General features: G+C 39.9%; 17 protein-coding genes and 4 tRNA genes. 2 read left to right on the top strand and 19 right to left on the bottom strand.

Annotated features, from left to right (window positions below):
- Positions 1-4 precede the first annotated feature (4 nt).
- The 19 genes from SB028_RS01275 to trxA form a co-directional block, all read right to left on the bottom strand.
- Positions 5-322, bottom strand: coding sequence for a hypothetical protein (locus SB028_RS01275; RefSeq protein WP_069369909.1), 318 nt, complete (start codon positions 320-322; stop codon positions 5-7).
- 902 nt (positions 323-1224) lie between these two features.
- Positions 1225-1301, bottom strand: a tRNA-Pro gene (locus SB028_RS01270).
- 28 nt (positions 1302-1329) lie between these two features.
- Positions 1330-1416 (bottom strand) — tRNA-Leu (locus SB028_RS01265).
- Between the two features lie 22 nt (positions 1417-1438).
- Positions 1439-1514: transfer RNA gene (locus tag SB028_RS01260), tRNA-His, on the bottom strand.
- A gap of 64 nt (positions 1515-1578) precedes the next feature.
- Positions 1579-1655, bottom strand: a tRNA-Arg gene (locus SB028_RS01255).
- A 227-nt stretch (positions 1656-1882) separates the two neighbouring features.
- A complete protein-coding gene (gene wecG / locus SB028_RS01250; RefSeq protein ID WP_069369910.1) occupies positions 1883-2620 on the bottom strand; it encodes a lipopolysaccharide N-acetylmannosaminouronosyltransferase in 738 nt (245 codons plus the stop codon).
- On the bottom strand, positions 2620-3987 hold the full coding sequence (gene wzyE, locus SB028_RS01245) for an ECA oligosaccharide polymerase (RefSeq protein ID WP_069369911.1): 1368 nt from the start codon (positions 3985-3987) through the stop codon (positions 2620-2622). The genes wecG and wzyE overlap by 1 nt, the downstream gene beginning before the upstream one ends.
- Entirely contained in the window at positions 3984-5069 is a 1086-nt protein-coding gene (locus SB028_RS01240) for a TDP-N-acetylfucosamine:lipid II N-acetylfucosaminyltransferase (RefSeq protein WP_069369912.1), read from the bottom strand. Before SB028_RS01240 ends, wzyE begins: the two co-directional genes overlap by 4 nt.
- Positions 5066-6322 carry a lipid III flippase WzxE gene (gene wzxE / locus SB028_RS01235; RefSeq protein ID WP_069369913.1) on the bottom strand — a complete coding sequence of 419 codons (1257 nt, stop codon included), beginning with the start codon at positions 6320-6322 and terminating at the stop codon, positions 5066-5068. Before wzxE ends, SB028_RS01240 begins: the two co-directional genes overlap by 4 nt.
- 2 nt (positions 6323-6324) lie before the next feature.
- Positions 6325-7455 carry a dTDP-4-amino-4,6-dideoxygalactose transaminase gene (gene rffA, locus SB028_RS01230; protein WP_069369914.1) on the bottom strand — a complete coding sequence of 377 codons (1131 nt, stop codon included), beginning with the start codon at positions 7453-7455 and terminating at the stop codon, positions 6325-6327.
- 1 nt (position 7456) lies between these two features.
- A complete protein-coding gene (gene rffC, locus SB028_RS01225) occupies positions 7457-8170 on the bottom strand; it encodes a dTDP-4-amino-4,6-dideoxy-D-galactose acyltransferase (RefSeq protein ID WP_069369915.1) in 714 nt (237 codons plus the stop codon).
- Complete coding sequence (gene rfbA, locus SB028_RS01220) at positions 8148-9029, bottom strand: glucose-1-phosphate thymidylyltransferase RfbA (protein ID WP_069369916.1); 882 nt, start codon at positions 9027-9029, stop codon at positions 8148-8150. Before rfbA ends, rffC begins: the two co-directional genes overlap by 23 nt.
- Positions 9030-9050: 21 nt before the next feature.
- Entirely contained in the window at positions 9051-10118 is a 1068-nt protein-coding gene (gene rffG, locus SB028_RS01215) for a dTDP-glucose 4,6-dehydratase (protein WP_069369935.1), read from the bottom strand.
- Positions 10115-11377: a UDP-N-acetyl-D-mannosamine dehydrogenase gene (gene wecC, locus SB028_RS01210; protein ID WP_069369917.1), complete on the bottom strand. Its 1263-nt coding sequence runs from the start codon at positions 11375-11377 to the stop codon at positions 10115-10117. The genes rffG and wecC overlap by 4 nt, the downstream gene beginning before the upstream one ends.
- On the bottom strand, positions 11374-12504 hold the full coding sequence (gene wecB / locus SB028_RS01205; protein WP_069369918.1) for a non-hydrolyzing UDP-N-acetylglucosamine 2-epimerase: 1131 nt from the start codon (positions 12502-12504) through the stop codon (positions 11374-11376). The genes wecC and wecB overlap by 4 nt, the downstream gene beginning before the upstream one ends.
- Positions 12505-12633: 129 nt before the next feature.
- On the bottom strand, positions 12634-13692 hold the full coding sequence (gene wzzE, locus SB028_RS01200; protein ID WP_248620516.1) for an ECA polysaccharide chain length modulation protein: 1059 nt from the start codon (positions 13690-13692) through the stop codon (positions 12634-12636).
- A gap of 24 nt (positions 13693-13716) precedes the next feature.
- The gene (gene wecA / locus SB028_RS01195) at positions 13717-14805 is read right to left on the bottom strand and encodes a UDP-N-acetylglucosamine--undecaprenyl-phosphate N-acetylglucosaminephosphotransferase (protein ID WP_036914738.1); all 1089 of its coding nucleotides are present in this window, start codon (positions 14803-14805) and stop codon (positions 13717-13719) included.
- 406 nt (positions 14806-15211) lie between these two features.
- Positions 15212-16471: a transcription termination factor Rho gene (gene rho / locus SB028_RS01190; RefSeq protein ID WP_023583649.1), complete on the bottom strand. Its 1260-nt coding sequence runs from the start codon at positions 16469-16471 to the stop codon at positions 15212-15214.
- A gap of 564 nt (positions 16472-17035) precedes the next feature.
- Positions 17036-17362, bottom strand: coding sequence for a thioredoxin TrxA (trxA, locus tag SB028_RS01185; RefSeq protein WP_006535838.1), 327 nt, complete (start codon positions 17360-17362; stop codon positions 17036-17038).
- Positions 17363-17481: 119 nt separating this feature from the next.
- Here trxA and rhlB point away from each other — a divergent pair, with 119 nt between their 5' ends.
- Both rhlB and gppA read left to right on the top strand, forming a co-directional pair.
- Positions 17482-18786: an ATP-dependent RNA helicase RhlB gene (rhlB, locus tag SB028_RS01180; protein WP_069369920.1), complete on the top strand. Its 1305-nt coding sequence runs from the start codon at positions 17482-17484 to the stop codon at positions 18784-18786.
- Between the two features lie 3 nt (positions 18787-18789).
- Positions 18790-20298 carry a guanosine-5'-triphosphate,3'-diphosphate diphosphatase gene (gene gppA, locus SB028_RS01175; RefSeq protein ID WP_069369921.1) on the top strand — a complete coding sequence of 503 codons (1509 nt, stop codon included), beginning with the start codon at positions 18790-18792 and terminating at the stop codon, positions 20296-20298.
- Positions 20299-20319: the final 21 nt, after the last annotated feature.

Raw genomic sequence — 20319 nt, 5'->3', positions numbered from 1 at the left:
TGATTTAAAAGCCATATTGAAATAACAGCACCACTTCTGCACATAAAGTCAAAAAGACATACACCCAAGCAATACGATAAAAACGAGTGGGTATTCCTTTCTCATTTTCTTGCTTAAATGACAGGTAATGTTTTCTCGCTTGATAAAACACGATGATATAAATCAGTGCAATCCCCTGACAAAGAAAAGCCACATATTTAGCCCATGATTTCCCCCCAACAATGAGCATAATAAGCGGGATCAAAAAGAACAATAATGGACCAAATTTCTCTATAAGAAAGAGTTTTTCTTGTGCAAGATATGCTTTTTGCTTATTTATCATATTGATAATATTTCCAATCTACCCTTGCACTGGATAATAGCGTGATAATGCAGTGAACACAAAATAGCTGTCTATTAATAGATAAAAAAACGCCTGCATAAAAATATACAGGCGTATAAATATACAATCAGGTCTACAGACGGATGGTGCCTCACTCAACGTTTCGTCCTGTTGATGATGAATGATGTTCATCGTTAACGTGGACGTAGGCACCGAATAATCGGCTCTGCATCATTCCTAGGTTTATGAAGCCATATGCTGTCATAAGGAGTGGAATGAGCATCTACACTATACATACTGCATGTAACGTGCCAATTTTTCATTTTTTATTAAAAATATCCCTTATCTCTAAAATGAATAATGTAACGTATTGAATTTTAGTTTTTCTTTCCAACTTTACTCATTTTTAATAATAAAGAAGCTATGGTCTGTACTTTCACCATGCTATTGCTAAATAAAAAAGAAAATATAGGGTCTTATAATACGTCTCTTTTTCACGACAAGAAAACACATCAAATATTTAATTATTTAAAATCAGCATGTTATATGTCTCCTATTGGCGACATTAAAAATAGAGAGTGTTGGCATTTACCGACAAATAAAATAAAGTTCTTATATTTCATGCAGTTAATAGTTATTATTTTATGCATTTAACTCACCTTTTTATAAAGACTAAAATTCGGCAATAAATTAAATTATTAATAACCCTTATAAGTAACAAGGATGACATTTCTGTTAAAAAGATCATTTTGGTTTTCTTACCTGGAACACAGAACAAAAAATAAAAGTACGGGTAAGAGTAATGAATTAATGAATTATAGAAATAGGAGTGGTATGGCAGCGTTTAAAAAGGTAAGTCGTAGATACGAAAAAGCCTCGATAAAATCGAGGCTCTTTCTTATTGGTCGGCGAGAGAGGATTCGAACCTCCGACCCACTGGTCCCAAACCAGTTGCGCTACCAGGCTGCGCTACTCGCCGTCTGTATCACTGCTCTTACCTTGTTTATTGGTGCGAAGGGGGGGACTTGAACCCCCACGTCCGTTAAGACACTAACACCTGAAGCTAGCGCGTCTACCAATTCCGCCACCCTCGCATAAACAATAACTAAGATAAGATGGGGTGGCTAATGGGACTCGAACCCACGACAACTGGAATCACAATCCAGGGCTCTACCAACTGAGCTATAGCCACCATAACAGCTATCTTATTACTTCTTACAACAACGTTCTTCACCGTAACTCTTAGCACGCTTTAATGGCGCGCCCGACAGGATTCGAACCTGAGACCTCTGCCTCCGGAGGGCAGCGCTCTATCCAGCTGAGCTACGGGCGCTTCACGCCGTTGCGGGAGAGGATAGTACGGATTTACGCTCTGTCTGTCTAGTGCTTTTTGAAAAAAAAAGTTTGTTTGACGATAGTTTGTGCATTTCGTCGATAAATGGAGCATTTTTATACGCTGAACGCCCCTTCAGTATAATAATTAAACAGCCAAGATGCTAGATAAAAGCGTGAATAAATCATTTAATCAGCCAGACCTAACAAAAAAAGAGACTATTGCGATTACAATTTATTGGAATAGTAATACCCAACGAATTTTAACAGTTTAAATTGACGCTTAATTCGGCTTGGTTGTGATAACAAACGATATAACCACTCTAGTCCAAGGTTTTGCCATGCTTTAGGCGCCCTTTTAACATGGCCTGTAAATACATCATAAGTTCCACCAACACCCATATATAAAGCGTCAGGGTGAATCTCACGACATGCACGAATAAATAACTCTTGCTTAGGGGATCCCATGGCAATCGTCACTATTTTCGCCCCAGAGGCCTTTATACGCTCAAATAACGCTTCTCTATCTTGTGGTGTGAAGTAACCATTCTGGCTACCTACAATATTTACATTCCATTGCGCTTTAAGTTTATTTTCGGTTTGAGAAAGAATTTCAGGTTTTCCCCCGACAAGAAAAACGGGGGTTCCCTCTTTACCCGCTCTTTCCATTAATGCTTCCCATAAATCCGCACCAGCAATACGAGAAACATTTGCATCAGGATATTTGCGACGAATGCCTCGTACAACACTGATGCCGTCTGCATAAAGATAATCAGCTTCATTGAGTAGCTCATTGAGTGCTGAATCTGTTTCTGCGGTGAGAATTTTTTCTGCATTAATAGCAATCAGAGAACCACTTTTTATTTGCGTCCCCTCATAGAGATAATCCAGAAAATGAGCCATATCGCGAAATCCCCAGATATTATGTCCGCGGATTGAATACTTCGGAATTGAATTGGATCCCATTACTTTTCCTTTTTCTCTAAACAACGAGGTTCACTTTGTATTTGACGAGTAACGTAATTACGCACTAATCCCGCACTTTCAAATAACCAATAAAGCAGTTTGGCGACCACCAAACATAAACCAAAAATTAAACAGAAAAACACAACGCGAGAAACGAAAGAATCAACACCTTCCCGCGCCAAAACAATCATATTAAAAATAGCCCCAAAGCAAAAAGCTTGCAAAATAGCCGATTTATAACGATTGCTTTCATTGAGCCCTTGCTGATATAGCCAATCAAACCACTTAATAATCAGCCCCACAACAATTGCACCTAATGGGATAAAGGCAATGCCCCCCATGACAACCAAAGAGCCAATTAAGGTCGGCGAAATAGCAAGACCCGCATGGTAATTAAGCACTTCCCATGTAAAATAATTTGCCGAGTTCAGTACAACATCAGGGCGTTCTGGCCATACCCAAGAAGGTATAAAGACATAAAAATCACGAATGATTGGTGCAAGCCCTTGGAACTCAATCTTGTCATAATTATTAAGTAACAAAGCTAAGTTTTCCCAAGGAGAAAACGTATCACGGGTGAGATACAAGAAAGTATAGAACGCCTCAGCACCACTCACATCAAGCCCATAACGTTTTAATGCCAACCAGAACATTCCAACGATACTCATAACCCCTGCTGCAACCAGCATCCACAAGGTTATCCAGCCACGAACAATTCCAATAAATAAAAATAACGCAAAAGCGATGATGATATTAGCGCGAGTTCCACCCACGATAATATAAGTTAATATCCCAAACCCCACCGTCGCACAAAGAAAGAAAATCCAGCGTTGTTGAGTCGGTTTTAAGAAATAGACCACCAGCATCGCGGGAATAAAAAAATAGAAAAAGCGCTTAAGCGCAACACCTGATACTTGGCTTGAAAAAATTTGACTATACGTTTTGAGCTTAAAGAGTAAAAAGCCATTTTGTAGAAAGAAAATACCTACGGTTACAAATGCGATTAATGCCAACAAAATCCAAGTGAGGTTGGTTTCGACTCTATTCATCGTAAATAACGTCTTAGAAGCGCCGTCAACCGATTTTCTCAGTCTCACCTTATAAGTTACATAATAAATTGCATAGAAGCTGGTAGAGGCTAATAGCGCGTATAATAATGAATCAACCGGTACAACTGCGACATCAAATTGGAATACCAACAGACAAGTCAGTGGAAAACCAAAATAAAAGGTCAGCAGATAGAGCATTGAGAAAAAAACATTAAAATTAAAGCGAACTCGACGAAACTCTTGATAAGTGAGCAATAAAATAAAGCTTAAAGAGATAAAATAAACAAGTGCTAAGCCACCCAGTTCCGCCAATGTCATTGCGGCTCTCCTGTACTCATCTCAATTAACGCTTTCCAGCCGTCCGTAAAGTTAGGGGCAAAGAAGGCAATAGTTTGGCGATCAAGCATTAGCAATTGGCGTTTAGCCTCTTCAATCAGCGCTACATCTAATTTGTCACCCGAGAAAAAAACAGGCACATTTTGCTCAGTTAAATCCTGCCAAAATGGATTTTGACGACTAATAACAAAAGGGATCGCAAATTGAATAAGCAGACAAAGCGTGCCGATACCTTGTTGACGATGAAAAATAAAATAGCCTAAATCACATGTTTTCAATAACGCAAGATAATCATCAAATGCCAACTTATCACGTAATATTTCAACCTGATTATAGGGAAGCAACTGACTCGCTGCTTGGGTGACTTCATCAATATAAACGTGATTATTTTCAGGATATCCCATAGGAATAATCACTTTGGCACGTGTTCCATATTGCTCTGCTATTGCCTGTAAAGCTTCAATATGACGATTCGATCTATCTCCTGAATTACCCACAATAATAGTAAGTTGTTTTTCATCAATAGGTGCTTTTTCTATCACCGTGAGTGCAGGATCCATTCTTGTTGGAAAATAGAGCAAACTAGCTGGAATATTAACGTTAAATTGTGCAAAGTAATTCAGATCGCCTCGTGTACCAAATACCCGTCCCACACGCTTTTGAGCGAGTTTACGAAGAAAATAGAAGAGTCTAAATTTTAGCTGTTTAGCATCCTGATATAAATCAGCACCCCAAATATGCCACCAAAATTGATGGCGTTTAATCTTACCCGTCAATAATGCCAACCAAATAGGCGCATTAAACTGACCTAAAAAAAGGAATCGTTGATGAGTATCCGCTTTTGCCAATGCGACCACTCTCTGAGCAACCTGCTTTTTATCAGCTAAACACTCAATATCTAAAGCTGGGTAGCTTTCTTGCAGTGAGGTATTTTTACTGGCAACGATAAAACGGGGTTTATACGTTAACCCCGCCTCAGTCACGAGCTGGTCGTTAAAAAACCGTAACATTGTGTTGTTATGATGCACAATGTCTGAACCTAGTACGTAAATCAAAGTTGTCATTTGCGCCTGCAATAAATCACGAAAACAGAACTACAGAGAAGGAAGTAAATAATATACGTTGCCATATAGGCTTGAGCTGCGCCCAGTGCACCATGCTCAGGAATAAGCCAACGCGAAAATAACGTTAATAAAGCAAACTGGCTGACTTCTGTAAGGATATAAAAACGTAACGCCGCTTTTGCAATGACGAGATAACCAAAGACATAAGCGCCTACTTTTAAAACATCGCCAACAAGTTGCCATGCAAATAAATCACGCATAGCGGTAAATTTATCTGAAAACAGTAACCAAATCGCAAAATCGCGTAATAACCACACCATCAAACTCGCAGCAGCTACCGCAGGTAATACAAACTTCAGTGACTTAACGATCTCTTTGGTGATATCACTCTTTTGCGTTAGTCGGGAGAGTGTTGGCAGTAAATAAACAGAGAAAGATGCGGTAATAAATTGCAAATAAGCATCTGAAATACTGGTCACCCCTTGCCAAATTCCCACGTCTTCCCAGCTATAATGCTCAGCAAGTAAATTACGCATCATGATATAAGCAACAGGTAATGTAATCGATGTCAGTATTGCCATAATGGTAAACTTACCAAGATGACTTGCTATTGCCTTATCCCAATGAGGTTTAAGCTCGCTTAAAGCAAAACGTTTACGCTTGACTACTAAAAATGTAGCAGGAAATAAAATAAGCGCAGGCACTAAGGCTAGCCCTATTAATGCACCGTGATAACCCGCTAATAAATAGCATAAATAATAAGCAATAACGCCAATAACGCTACCCGCAATCACAGATAAAGCATTACCTGCCGCATCACGATAACCCTTTAATATAGCAAGAAAATAATTGCTATATGCTATCCCCATTTGAATAAAAGCAACGGCTCTTACAATATCCTGATATTGATGATAATCATCACCAAATAACACTTGGCTAATGGGAGCAGAAAAAAGAAGAAATAAAATCGCTAATAATGTGGAAAACAGCAAAATCATAAATGATGAAGTCCCCAACACTTTTTTGCGTTGAATATCATCATCTTGATATTGTGCGATTAATTTCGTCACACCATTAAAAATACCTGCACCAGATAAAACGCCGAGTACAGTAATTAATTGACGAAAGTTACCCGCTAATCCGACTCCTGTTGGTCCAAAAGAGACAGCAAGTAACTTAATAACAAGCAGACCAGCCCCGATTTTTATCAGGGTTGATCCCGCTGTCCAAATTGATGCTTTGGCTAATGACATAATTAAGCAAAAAAGTCGCGAATATGACCAATAACAGTCTGTTGCTCTTCTTCTGTCATATTGTAGAACATAGGTAAACGCACTAAACGCTCACTTTCTTGCGTAGTGAAAATATCTTCACCATCAAAGCGACCAAACTTCATCCCCGCAGGGCTAGTATGTAATGACACATAGTGGAATACCGTTAGGACACCATGCTCTTTCATATAGTCATTAAACGCGCTACGTTGCTCGATATCTTTCAGTTTGATATAGAACATATGTGCATTGTGTTCTAACCCTTCAGGAACGATTGGAAGCGCTAATAAGCCTTTTTCCGCTAATGGAATCAATGCATCATAGTAAATCTGCCAAAATGCTAAACGACGCTCATTAATTTTTTCAGCTTCTTCAAGTTGAGCCCACAAGTAGGCTGCCTGTAAGTCTGACATTAAATAGCTAGAACCAATATCACGCCAAGTATATTTATCTACCTGACCACGGAAAAATTGACTGCGGTTAGTCCCTTTTTCACGGATAACTTCGGCACGATTGATTAAATCAGGATCATTAATTAACGTTGCCCCACCCTCACCACCTGATGAGTAGTTTTTCGTTTCATGGAAACTATAACAACCAATATGACCAATCGTACCAAGCGCCTTACCCTTGTAAGTTGACATGACACCTTGTGCAGCATCTTCGATAACAAACAGATTATGTTTTTTCGCAATCGCCATAATCGTATCCATTTCACACGCAACACCGGCATAATGAACAGGAACAATAGCGCGAGTTTTATCTGTAATCGCAGCTTCAATTTTTGTTTCATCAATATTCATTGTATCTGGACGAATATCAACGAAAACAATTGTTGCGCCACGTAATACAAACGCATTAGAGGTCGAAACAAAGGTAAAACTTGGCATAATGACTTCATCGCCAGGCTTGATATCTAATAAGATGGCGGCCATTTCAAGCGATGCTGTACAAGAAGGCGTTAACAGCGTTTTATGACAATGAAATTGTTCTTCTAACCACTTTTCACATTTTTTTGTGAAATTGCCATCACCACAGAGCTTGCCACTTTCCATAGCTTGTTTCATATAGTCTAATTCTGTGCCGACAACCGGTGGTTTATTAAACGGAATCATATTATCCCCTGTATAACCAATAAGTGGTGCTCTCTATTAAGCCCCCACTGTGTGTGTATAAACGCGAAGCAGCAATATTGCTGATCTGTGTTGCAACATATAAGGTTGAAACGCCTTGTTGTTGACACCAAATCTTCGCGGCCGACATCAGTTGTTTACCAATGCCTTGTCCTATTCTGTTGGGCATTACTGCGAGTAATCCCACTCTTGCTTCACGTTCAGATAGATGGCGTAAAGTGACAAAACCACTTACATTATTTTCAGCATCATAAGTCAGTAAGCAGATATCATCGAACGTGCCTAACACCGCTTTTTTAACCCATAATGCATAAAAACGACTGCTATCACCTTCTTTATACCAAGGTGTTCTAAAACGACTTTGTACAAAAGCATCTGAGGCTGTTGCCATCAATAAATCGATATCATTTTCAGTCGCTTTTCTAAAAAAAGATCCTGTCGTTTTCTTACAAGCATTTTCTGTGCCAATTGAAAGTTTAAAATCAATTTCACCTTCCGCAAATTGAAAACCTAATTGGCTGAGTTTATCGATAAGAGAAAGCTCATGAGATGCGACTTTAGCTTGAACCACAGCAAAAGCGTCAAGCTGTTCGTTTGTTAATGCGGGCGCTTGTGTATCAAACTCAAGACGCCCTGTGTTGAGGGAAAAATACTCACTTTCCCACTCAAGATAATTAATATTGGCGAGGACGGACATGTAATAAATCCAATAGATAGCGACCATAACCTGTTTTAGACAGTGATTTTGCGCTTTCTCTTACTTGGTCATCACTGAGCCAACCATTGCGCCAAGCAATCTCTTCAAGACATGCAACTTTAAACCCTTGGCGTTTTTCAACAGTTTGAACAAAGGTACTGGCTTCAATTAAGCTATCGTGAGTTCCGGTATCTAACCACGCAAAACCACGTCCCAGCAGTTCGACATTAAGTTCACCACATTCAAGATACATTTGATTAATCGACGTAATTTCGAGTTCACCACGAATCGAAGGTTTAACTCGTTTGGCAAAATCAACCACACGGTTATCGTAGAAATAAAGCCCTGTCACTGCCCAATTAGATTTAGGGTGTTCTGGCTTTTCTTCAATCGACAATACTTTGAAGTCATCGTCAAATTCAACAACACCAAATCGCTCAGGATCCATCACTTGATAACCAAACACTGTCGCACCACGATCACGTTGAGCAACTTGTTTTAATTTTGGACTAAACCCTTGACCAAAATAGATGTTATCACCTAAAACTAAACAGCAATGATCATCACCAATAAACTCCTCGCCCAAAATAAAGGCTTGGGCTAAGCCATCAGGCGATGGCTGAATTTTATATTGAAGATGAACACCAAATGCAGAACCATCACCCAATAATCGCTGAAATGAGGTCATATCATCGGGTGTTGTGATGATCAAAATATCTCGAATACCAGCAAGCATCAGAACGGAAAGCGGATAATAGATCATGGGCTTATCATAGATAGGCAATAACTGCTTCGATACCCCTTTGGTTATCGGATGCAGTCGTGTACCAGAGCCACCCGCTAAAATAATACCTTTCATCATTTATCCTTTTTTACTTAATCAGTTCCCAAGCCCTAAACGTTCACCGGCATAAGATCCATCTAACACACGTTTCCACCAAGTTTCGTTATTTAAATACCACAAAACTGTTTTACGAATGCCAGACTCAAATGTCTCTTCTGGTTTCCAGCCTAATTCTGCTTCAATTTTCGCTGCATCAATCGCATAGCGTAAGTCATGACCGGGTCTGTCTTTCACATAAGTGATGAGATCAGTATATTGAGTAACACCTTCCGGTTTTGCTGGATATAGCTCTTCTAATAGCGCACAAATCGTTTTAACAACATCAATATTGCGACGCTCATTGTGTCCACCAATATTGTAAGTTTTACCCGGTGTTGCTGTTGTTGCGACTAAATAGAGGGCACGAGCATGATCTTCAACATAGAGCCAATCACGGATTTGTTCACCTTTACCATAAACAGGTAATGGTTTTCCTGAAATTGCATTTAAAATAATTAATGGAATTAATTTTTCAGGGAAATGGTAAGGACCATAGTTATTCGAGCAATTCGTGATCACCGTAGGTAAACCATAAGTACGTAACCAAGCGCGAACTAAATGGTCGCTTGACGCTTTAGAAGCAGAATATGGACTACTTGGCGCATAAGGCGTGGTTTCTGTGAAGAAATCATCAGTACCTTCTAAATCGCCATACACTTCATCTGTTGAGATGTGGTGGAAACGAAATGCGGCTTTCTTCCCTTCAGGCAAGACTTGCCAAAAGTGGCGAGCCGCTTCCAATAAGGTGTAAGTACCCACAATATTGGTTTCAATAAACGCAGCTGGACCATCGATAGAACGGTCTACATGGCTTTCTGCCGCTAAGTGCATAACAACATCTGGCTGATATTGAGCAAATAAGCGATCAAGCTCTGCTCTATCACAGATATCGACTTGCTCAAAGGCATAGCGTTCGCTGTTAGCTACTGTTGCTAATGACTCTAAATTACCGGCATAAGTCAGTTTATCCACCACAATAACGCTGTCATTGGTGTTTTCAATAATATGTCGAACAACAGCAGAGCCGATAAAACCAGCTCCACCTGTCACTAGAATGCGTTTCAACGCCATACTCCTTTAGTATCTACAATCCATTTTTGGGTGACTTTGCTACCTGGGATCGCTTTAAATTGTTGGTGGTCAACTAGCATTAAAACAATATCAGCGTCTTTCAGCGCTTGTTCTGTTGATACTAACTCTGTGATCCCTTTCAGTTTTGTTGGTAGCTCATGAATATTGGGCTCAACGGCTAATGTCATACCACTGTGCCAATCCGCTATTTGTTTAGTGATATTCATCGCAGGGCTTTCACGTAAGTCATCAATATTAGGCTTAAAAGCTAAACCAAAGCAGGCGATCTTGATTTCACTTGCACGTTTGCCCGTCTCAGTAAGACAATCTGCAACAGCAGCTTTAACTTGATCGATAACCCATACCGGTTTGCCATCATTAACCAAACGTGCCGTGTGTATTAAACGAGATTGTTTTGGGTTTTGTGACACGATAAACCAAGGGTCAACAGCGATACAGTGTCCACCAACGCCTGGGCCTGGTTGTAAAATATTGACGCGAGGATGGCGATTCGCCAAGCTAATGAGCTCCCACACATTAATATCTTGGTCAGCACAGATCAGTGATAATTCATTAGCAAACGCAATATTAACATCACGGAAGCTATTTTCTGTCAGCTTACACATTTCCGCAGTACGCGCATTAGTGATAACACATTCACCTTCAAGGAAAATCTTATATAACTCGCTTGCACGCTCTGATGATTTACGGTTCATGCCCCCCACAACACGGTCATTGCGGATAAGTTCAATCATTACCTGACCTGGTAATACACGCTCAGGGCAGTAAGCAATATCGATATCAGCATCTTCACCTTGTTGATGAGGGAATGTTAAGTCTGGGCGAGCGTCAGCTAACCATTCTGCCATTTTTTCAGTAGAGCCAACGGGTGAGGTTGATTCAAGAATAATAAGATCACCTTTTTTCAATACAGGGGCGATAGAGCGTGCAGCAGCTTCAACATAAGCCAAATCAGGCTCATGCTCACCTTTAAATGGTGTAGGCACAGCAATAAGGTAAGCATCTGCCGGCTGTGGCGTGGTGTAGGCTTTTAAATGACCTTCTTCAACGGCTTGTTTAACCACTTTATCAAGATCTGGCTCAACAATGTGAATTTGACCTTTATTAATCGTATCAACTGCATGCTGATTCACATCAACACCGATGACGCTTTTCTTACGAGAGGCAAAAGCTGCCGCTGTAGGTAAACCAATGTAGCCGAGGCCGATAACAGAAATAGTTTCAAAACTCATAATGTCACCTGATTTTTTTTCAATGCTTCAAGAATACGTTGGCAGGCATGACCATCACCATAAGGATTTGTTGCCTTACTCATTTGGTGATACGCGTTTTCGTCTGTCAATAAAGAGGTTACTTCGCTCACAATACGTTTAGTATCTGTTCCCACTAAACGAACAGAGCCCGCTTCAACAGCTTCTGGACGCTCTGTAGTGTCTCGCATTACAAGAACAGGCTTACCTAATGAAGGGGCTTCTTCTTGAATGCCACCAGAGTCGGTTAAAATAAGGTAAGCGTGGTTCATTAAATAAACGAATGGAAGATAATCTTGTGGCTGTATTAGCTTAATATTATCAATACCATGAAGGATACGTTGAACTGGTTCACTCACATTAGGGTTTAAGTGAACAGGATAGACCACTTCTACATCTGGGTGTGCTAATGCAATTTCAGCTAAAGCTTGGCAGATACGTTCAAAACCGCCACCAAAGCTTTCCCGACGATGTCCTGTTACCAAAATCATTTTCTTGTCAGGCTGAATAAATGGATAGTTGACAGCAAGCTCATTTAAGAGCGTTTGATTGCCCATCACTCTGTCACTTACCCAAAACAACGCATCAATTACCGTATTTCCCGTGACAAAAATATTTTTATCCGCAACCGCTTCTCGTACCAAATTTAATTTTGCCGTTTCTGTTGGTGCGAAATGATACATTGCAAGATGCCCTGCAATGGTACGGTTAGCCTCTTCAGGCCAAGGGGAATAAAGATTACCAGTACGTAGCCCTGCTTCCACATGGCCAACCGGAATTCGTTGATAAAATGCGGCTAAACTTGCTGCCATGGTCGTTGTTGTATCACCGTGTACCAAAACAACATCAGGTTGGAATGACGCTAATACCGGTTTTAACCCTTCTAAAATACGACAGGTAATATCCGTTAAATCTTGTCCTGGTTTCATAATATTGAGATCGTAATCTGGTTTGATCTCAAAAAGATTTAATACCTGATCAAGCATTTCTCGATGTTGGGCCGTAACACATACCTTCGCTTCAAACGAATCATCATTTGCTAAAGCGTGCACTAAAGGTGCCATTTTAATCGCTTCAGGGCGTGTGCCAAAAACAGTCAACACTTTCACAGTGGCTCTCTTTTTTTCATTGTTATATCGCTTATTTTTGGGAAAGCGATATGCCCTTATTCTCAATACATCAGGTGCCGAAACACCTGATGTCTCGTTATTGTTATCAATGACAACATTTAATTATTATTATTTTTTTAATGAACTGCGTCTTACTAATGCAACGCCTGCCCCCGCAAGAACACCAATAGCGCCCCAAAGTACCATCATAAAGGCACGACGAGGACTATCACGTTTCACAGGATCTTCAGGAGTACGTAGAAAACGGTAAGTTTGGAAGTTATCTTGTAATTTTGCACCCACAGCAAGGGTCGCTAACATTGCCGTATTTTGATCGTAATCACTATCAAAATCAGCACCTGTTGCGACTAAAGTTTCTAGCTGTGATTGCAACAGAGGAACACCTAACAGAAACAGTTTAGAATCGGGTAACTCATCAATCGCAATTGAGGTTTGTTTTTGAGAAATACCTTGTTTCTCAGCCACTTTGATTGACTGCTCTAATAAGTTAATTTGGCGTTGATACGCAGATTGAGCCGCCATTTCTTGACGTTTAACTAGCGCTTTCATTGATTGAGTTCTAGTTGCCCAAGCGGTTATCACTTCATCATTAAGATGGGTCGATGCTCTCTTATTAGCAAAAGCAATATACTCATTTAATAATTGACTCGCTTCTTTTGACGTTTCTGCGATAAGTTTCAGTTGATCATTAACTAATTTTTTCTCATCGGCGGGCGTAAATTGAATATTGTTAATTAACTCATCCAATAACGCAGCATTAGCCTGTTCATCACTCTCTTTGCGTTGTTTGAAATAATCCGTTTGCAACCAAAATTCACGACGTGTATCAAACGCCGCGATTTGAGTAATAAACTCTTGATAAGCTTCATCTGAAATAGTTAAAGCTGAGGTTTGTGCTGCTGGATTAATCTGTGTATCAAGATTGCGCAAGAACTGAGATTGCGAATAATAACTGCCTAAGTTATTAATCGTTGGTTTCTCTGTCATTGCGATTGCACTCCATTTAGGTTGCATCAAATAAGATGCACCGAGTGCAATCACTGCAAAAAGCAGAGCGAACCCTATAATCCAGCTTTTTCCTGACCAAAGTGCACAAAAAAGACCTCGAATATCGAGTTCATTATCTGGCTGATTACCCTGTCGGGAGGCGTTATTTTCCGAGTTCATCACGTTAAAAAACCTCTGCTTATATTAATGCTGTTGTGTTGCTCTACGTAAGCGACGCTTATGTCGTTTAATAAAACGAGCGACTCGCCACGCGCGTTTAATGCAATAACCATACATAACAAATGCAAGCAAGAATAATGCCAACATAAACCATTCTGGTACAAATGATAGGTTTTGACCGATAATACCAATCGCGGCTAATAACGCGGCTGACAGTGTAATTAGTATGAAAGCTTGGCGGGAGGTAAAACCTGCACGCATAATCAAATGATGGATATGTTGACGGTCTGGAGAGAAAGGACTCATTCCTTTGCGTAAACGACGGTACATAATTGCGACCATATCCATAAGAGGAATAGCAATTATCCATAATGCGGTGACTGCTTTAACAGGGCGGGGCTGAGTTTGTGTTGACGCGACCAATAACCAAATAATGGTAAATCCAATCAGTGTACTTCCCGCATCCCCCATAAAGACTTTGAATTTTTTACCGCAAACCCCCAAGTTTAAAAGGATATAAGGTAAAATTGCCGCAATAAATGAGAAGCACCAGAATGCGAGCGCTGAATTACCACCTTGATATAATAAAATACCAAGTGCGCCAAAAGAAACACAAGAAAGGCCACCTAATAGCCCATCAATACCATCAACCATGTTAAAGGCATTGATTGCTGCCCAAACAGCAAAAAGTGTAACAATATAGCCAAAAGGCCCTAAATGCATTTCCCAAGGACCAAAAGCATGCCCTAGTGTATCAAGTTTTAGCCCCGCCCCGACCATCATCACAATCCCAACAAAAGCTTGGATTGTCGCTCTAATTTTGACACTAATATCAAAACGATCATCTAATGCGCCGATAAAAACAAGGAGCCCCGCACATGCCAGATATAATTCCTTATGAGGAATATAGATATCTGAAATATAAAATGCGAAAACAATACCAAAATAGACTGATATTCCCCCAACGAGAGGGATCAATCCATGATGTTTTTTACGATAATTCGGTTTATCCACGAGTCCGATTTTCTTTGCAATTTTACGAGCCAAGAATAAAAATGCGAAAGAAAATAAGAACACATAAAAAACGCTTGTGCTCATTTTTAGTATATCCACAGTACTGTTCTCTATAATAAATATAGCTGGTTATTTTACGCTTCCATGTGTTTTTATTCTTTTTTCCAGCTTCACCACGACGAGTTTATTCAAAACTCACCACCCTTCATCAATTATAAATTTTCCTTAACTATTTTCATTGATGCCATCGCTATTTTTATCAATTACAAAATCATGCAATATATATACCAACATCTCGCTAAAATATTGCAATCTAAAATTGAATTACACCCATAAAAAACAAAAAACGCCACAACTATTGTGGCGTTTTCATCATATCGTCATTCTTACAAAGTAAACGAGCTTAACAGCATATAAATTGAGGTGATATTACTTATTCTGTAACAGAGCACACTATTTTAATATTTTAATCCTATTCTCAGCTCAATCACGTTGTTAATACACTTTATGATCGTTTCATAAAATCGAAAAATTCTTCATTTGTCTTAGTCATTGCTAACTTATTAATGAGGAATTCCATTGCGTCAATTTCACCCATTGGATGAATAATTTTACGCAGGATCCACATTTTTTGTAGCTCATCTTGAGACGTCAGTAACTCTTCTTTACGTGTACCAGAACGATTATAATCAATCGCAGGGAAAACACGTTTTTCAGCAATTTTACGAGACAGGTGTAATTCCATATTACCTGTACCCTTAAATTCTTCGTAGATAACTTCGTCCATCTTAGAACCCGTATCGACTAATGCTGTTGCAATGATGGTCAAGCTACCACCTTCTTCAACATTACGCGCCGCACCGAAGAAACGTTTAGGACGATGTAATGCGTTTGCATCCACACCACCTGTTAACACCTTTCCTGATGAAGGAACAACGGTGTTATAAGCACGCGCTAAACGTGTGATGGAGTCTAACAGGATGATAACGTCTTTTTTATGCTCAACTAAGCGTTTCGCTTTTTCAATCACCATTTCTGCAACTTGCACATGGCGGGAAGCGGGCTCGTCAAAGGTTGAAGCGATAACTTCCCCTTTTACTAAGCGTTGCATTTCTGTCACTTCTTCTGGACGTTCATCAATTAGAAGTACCATTAATACACAATCTGGGTAGTTATGAGCAATATTTGCTGCAATATTTTGCAGCAACATGGTTTTACCTGCTTTTGGTGGAGCAACGATAAGACCACGTTGACCACGACCAATTGGTGCCGCTAAGTCAAGAACACGCGCGGTTAAGTCTTCTGTTGAGCCGTTACCACGTTCCATGCGTAAACGGTTATTAGCATGTAAAGGTGTTAAGTTTTCAAAGAGGATTTTACTGCGGGCATTTTCTGGTTTATCAAAGTTAACTTCATTAACTTTTAGGAGGGCAAAATAACGTTCACCTTCTTTAGGGGGACGAATTTTTCCTGCGATAGTGTCACCAGTGCGAAGGTTAAAACGGCGAATTTGACTAGGAGAAACGTAGATATCATCGGGACCAGCAAGGTAGGAACTGTCTGCGGAACGTAGGAAGCCGAAGCCATCCTGCAATATTTCCAGCACACCGTCACCGAAAATATCTTCTCCACTTTTCGCGTGTTGCTTCAAGATAGAGAAAATAATGTCTTGCTTTCTCATTCGAGCCAGGTTCTCTAGCCCCATATTTTCGCCAAGTGCTATCAGTTCTGATACCGGCGTATTTTTTAATTCGGTAAGATTCATAATGGTGGGTTCTTAATAACTCGGGGTAACTCTCGAACTATGAACGTGAATAGTATAACAGCGAATCGCTGTCAGTTTCGTCATGTGTAAAATTACAGATTATAACTTTCTAACACAAGGTATAACTAAAATGATTATGTTAGAGAGTGTTAATACTATTAGACCAGTCAGCTTTATCCCAAAAAAGTGACATTCATTTTCGTGATACATGAGTGTACTTTCAACTTATGGGTTAGGAACATATTTTGGAAAAATTTATATCCCTTGAATACTATAGATTATTCTAAGGCAACTTGACTGGTTAGATGAATTCAGATTACTTATATTAAATATCATATAGATTAAATACCATATCATGTTATTCAATTCTATTACTTTGCACGCTTGATATTCAATATCTCAGACTTATTTAATCGTGTCTAATCATATTGACGAGTAGATCCGATATATTATGTAAGTAAGTGGCGCTAACTTATCATGCTTCGAAGCGGACGTCTAGCGGTCAATAACAGAAATACTGACAAGATCTAAACGTCCTACTTTATTTTTGATATCTAAATCAAATTAGATATTTTCGTCTAAAAACTCTTTTAGTTGAGTTTTTGACAATGCGCCCACTTTAGTCGCAGCAACTGCACCGTTTTTGAATAAAATCAGTGTAGGAATACCACGAATACCGTATTTTGGTGCTGTCAGCGGGTTTTGATCGATGTTTAGCTTCGCAACTGTTAATTTACCAGCGTATTCTGTTGCAACTTCATCTAGAATAGGAGCAATCATTTTACATGGGCCACACCATTCAGCCCAGAAATCAACGAGCACAGGGCCGGTTGCATTTAATACATCAGCATCGAATTTGCTGTCAGATAAGTGAAGGATTTTATCGCTCATTGTTCTACTCCAAAGAATAATATTGACCGTACCAGTGTAACATTAAATAACAAAAGTCTGTCTGCATTTCAGCGGATAAACTTTTGTAATGCAACCCATAACTGATATTCTATTACATTATGAGCAAAACATATTTGACAGAAAAGAAGTTTTCCGACTTCGCCTTGCATCCAAAAGTGATAGAAGCCCTTGAGAAAAAAGGGTTCTCTAATTGTACACAAATTCAGGCATTGACGTTACCTATCACTGTGAAAGGTCAAGACATTGCCGGGCAAGCCCAAACAGGAACAGGCAAAACGTTGGCGTTTTTAACCTCAACGTTCCATTATCTTTTAACACACCCTGCTAAAGAAGGGCATGAAACTAATCAACCTCGTGCTCTTATTATGGCACCAACACGCGAATTAGCCGTGCAGATTTATTCTGATGCTAAAGAGCTTGCGCAACATACAGGAATTAAAATGGGTCTCGCCTATGGTGGCGATGGCTATGACGAACAACTCAAAGTATTAAGTAATGGTGTCGATATTGTTATTGGCACAACAGGTCGTTTAATTGACTACGTTAAGCAAGGTCATATTAACCTTAACGCAATCCAGGTTGTGGTGCTTGATGAAGCTGACAGAATGTACGATCTTGGCTTTATCAAAGATATTCGTTGGATTTTCCGTCGGATGCCAGTTGCTGCTGAGCGTATGAATATGCTGTTTTCTGCGACACTTTCTTACCGCGTAAGAGAGCTGGCTTTTGAGCAGATGAATAACCCTGAGTATGTTGAAGTTGAACCTGAACAAAAAACAGGTTTTAGCATAAAAGAAGAACTCTTCTATCCTTCAAATGAAGAGAAAATGCGTCTTCTTCAAACACTAATTGAAGAAGAATGGCCGGATCGCTGTATTATTTTCGCCAATACAAAACATCGTTGTGACGATATTTGGGCACATCTTGCCGCAGATGGACACCGTGTTGGTTTATTAACAGGTGATGTTCCTCAGAAAAAACGTCTACGCATTTTAGAAGATTTTACCCAAGGTAATATTGATATTCTGGTCGCCACTGACGTTGCCGCTAGGGGGCTCCATATTCCATCGGTCACTCATGTTTTTAACTATGATTTACCTGATGATTGCGAAGACTATGTTCACCGTATTGGTAGAACGGGACGTGCTGGAAATAGTGGTAACTCAATCAGTCTTGCGTGTGAAGAATATGCGCTAAATTTACCTGCAATTGAGACTTATATTCAACATGCTATCCCAGTGAGTAAATATAATAGTGATGCGTTATTAGCTGATCTTCCTGAGCCTAAACGCCGTCATCGTCCTCGACAAGGTCAGCCTCGTCGCAATAATGCGTCAGTGCGAAATAATAGAGGAAATAATACTCACCGTAACAACCGAAATAAACGCCCGAGTCATCCATAAATTATGCTGAAATCCTCATCACTTTATGCTGCTATTGATTTAGGTTCTAACAGTTTTCATATGTTAGTCGTTCGAGAAATCGCGGGCTCTATACAAGTCCTTTCCCGCGTGAAACGTAAAGTTCGACTCGCAGCTGGCCTAAACAGTGAAAATGAATTGTCAGAGCAGGCAATGGAACGCGGTTGGCAATGTTTACGACTTTTTTCTGAATATCTACGTGATATTCCGGCTGAACAAATCAGAGTCGTCGCAACAGCCACATTACGTATTGCTAAAAATGCAGATATTTTTGTCGCAAAAGCGTCTGAAATATTAGGCAATACTGTTCATGTTATTAGTGGTGAGGAAGAAGCACGCCTTATCTATCGTGGCGTTGCACATACCACTGGTGGTGCAGAACAACGTTTAGTCGTCGATATCGGTGGAGGCAGCACCGAACTGGTTACTGGTACAGGCGCTAAAACGACACAATTAATGAGCTTAAGTATGGGCTGTGTCACTTGGTTAGAGCGTTATTTTACTGATCGCTCTTTAACTCAAGAAAATTTTGCGAAAGCACAAGAAGCAGCTAAAGCGATACTCGCCCCCGTGGCGGATAAATTAATTGAACAAGGCTGGCAAGTGTGTGTGGGCGCCTCTGGTACTGTACAAGCGTTGCAAGAAATCATGATAGCTCAAGGTATGGATGAATTAATCACCTTACCTAAGCTTGAACGGCTCAAGCACAAAGCCATTGAATGTGGAAAACTGGAAGAATTGGAAATTGAAGGGCTGACTTTTGAACGGGCCTTAGTGTTTCCGAGTGGGCTTGCCATCTTAATCGCTATATTTGAAACATTACATATCGACAATATGATTTTAGCAGGCGGTGCATTACGAGAAGGCTTAGTCTATGGAATGTTACATCTTCCTATTGAGCAGGACATCCGCCAACGTACTCTTCGTAATATTCAGCGTCGATTTCAGATTGATATTGAGCAAGCACACCGAGTTCAACAACTTGCAGAACACTTTTTTATCCAAGTCAGCAAGAATTGGCAGTTAGATAATCGTTGCCGTGAGTTGCTTAATAGTGCCTGCGCATTACATGAAATCGGCCTAAGTGTCGATTTCCGCCAAGCCCCTTCACATGCGAGCTATCTGATCTCTCATCTTGATTTACCAGGATACACACCTGCACAACGACGTTTATTGGCTTCTTTGCTAAAAAACCAAACAGGGATCATCGATCTTGCGCCTCTTAATCATCAAAACGCCTTACCGATCACTCAAGCTACTCAACTAGTGCGTTTACTGCGGTTAGCCATCATTTTTGCTAGTCGTCGCCGTGATGATACTCTCCCAGCATTGCGATTACGCACTGAAGATGAAAAACTCATTATTACATTGCCATATCAATGGCTTAATGAGCACCCGTTACGCGCTGAAAATCTCCAAGAAGAGATCCAACTTCAGAGTTATGTTCATTGGTCTTTAATAATTGAAGAACAAAATAGCTCTCGTATAAGTTAGCCTTTTTACTTATACAAAAAT

This window comes from Proteus vulgaris (assembly GCF_033708015.1).
Lineage (GTDB): Bacteria > Pseudomonadota > Gammaproteobacteria > Enterobacterales > Enterobacteriaceae > Proteus.
This window is presented reverse-complemented; position numbering and strand designations above follow the sequence as displayed.

Bases quoted from the DNA above. Each gene is read 5' to 3' on its own strand.
- SB028_RS01275 (WP_069369909.1), bottom strand. From the start codon at position 322: ATGATAAATAAGCAAAAAGCATATCTTGCACAAGAAAAACTCTTTCTT.
- wecG (WP_069369910.1), bottom strand. From the start codon at position 2,620: ATGGGATCCAATTCAATTCCGAAGTATTCAATCCGCGGACATAATATC.
- wzyE (WP_069369911.1), bottom strand. From the start codon at position 3,987: ATGACATTGGCGGAACTGGGTGGCTTAGCACTTGTTTATTTTATCTCT.
- SB028_RS01240 (WP_069369912.1), bottom strand. From the start codon at position 5,069: ATGACAACTTTGATTTACGTACTAGGTTCAGACATTGTGCATCATAAC.
- wzxE (WP_069369913.1), bottom strand. From the start codon at position 6,322: ATGTCATTAGCCAAAGCATCAATTTGGACAGCGGGATCAACCCTGATA.
- rffA (WP_069369914.1), bottom strand. From the start codon at position 7,455: ATGATTCCGTTTAATAAACCACCGGTTGTCGGCACAGAATTAGACTAT.
- rffC (WP_069369915.1), bottom strand. From the start codon at position 8,170: ATGTCCGTCCTCGCCAATATTAATTATCTTGAGTGGGAAAGTGAGTAT.
- rfbA (WP_069369916.1), bottom strand. From the start codon at position 9,029: ATGAAAGGTATTATTTTAGCGGGTGGCTCTGGTACACGACTGCATCCG.
- wecC (WP_069369917.1), bottom strand. From the start codon at position 11,377: ATGAGTTTTGAAACTATTTCTGTTATCGGCCTCGGCTACATTGGTTTA.
- wzzE (WP_248620516.1), bottom strand. From the start codon at position 13,692: ATGAACTCGGAAAATAACGCCTCCCGACAGGGTAATCAGCCAGATAAT.
- rho (WP_023583649.1), bottom strand. From the start codon at position 16,471: ATGAATCTTACCGAATTAAAAAATACGCCGGTATCAGAACTGATAGCA.
- trxA (WP_006535838.1), bottom strand. From the start codon at position 17,362: ATGAGCGATAAAATCCTTCACTTATCTGACAGCAAATTCGATGCTGAT.
- rhlB (WP_069369920.1), top strand. From the start codon at position 17,482: ATGAGCAAAACATATTTGACAGAAAAGAAGTTTTCCGACTTCGCCTTG.
- gppA (WP_069369921.1), top strand. From the start codon at position 18,790: ATGCTGAAATCCTCATCACTTTATGCTGCTATTGATTTAGGTTCTAAC.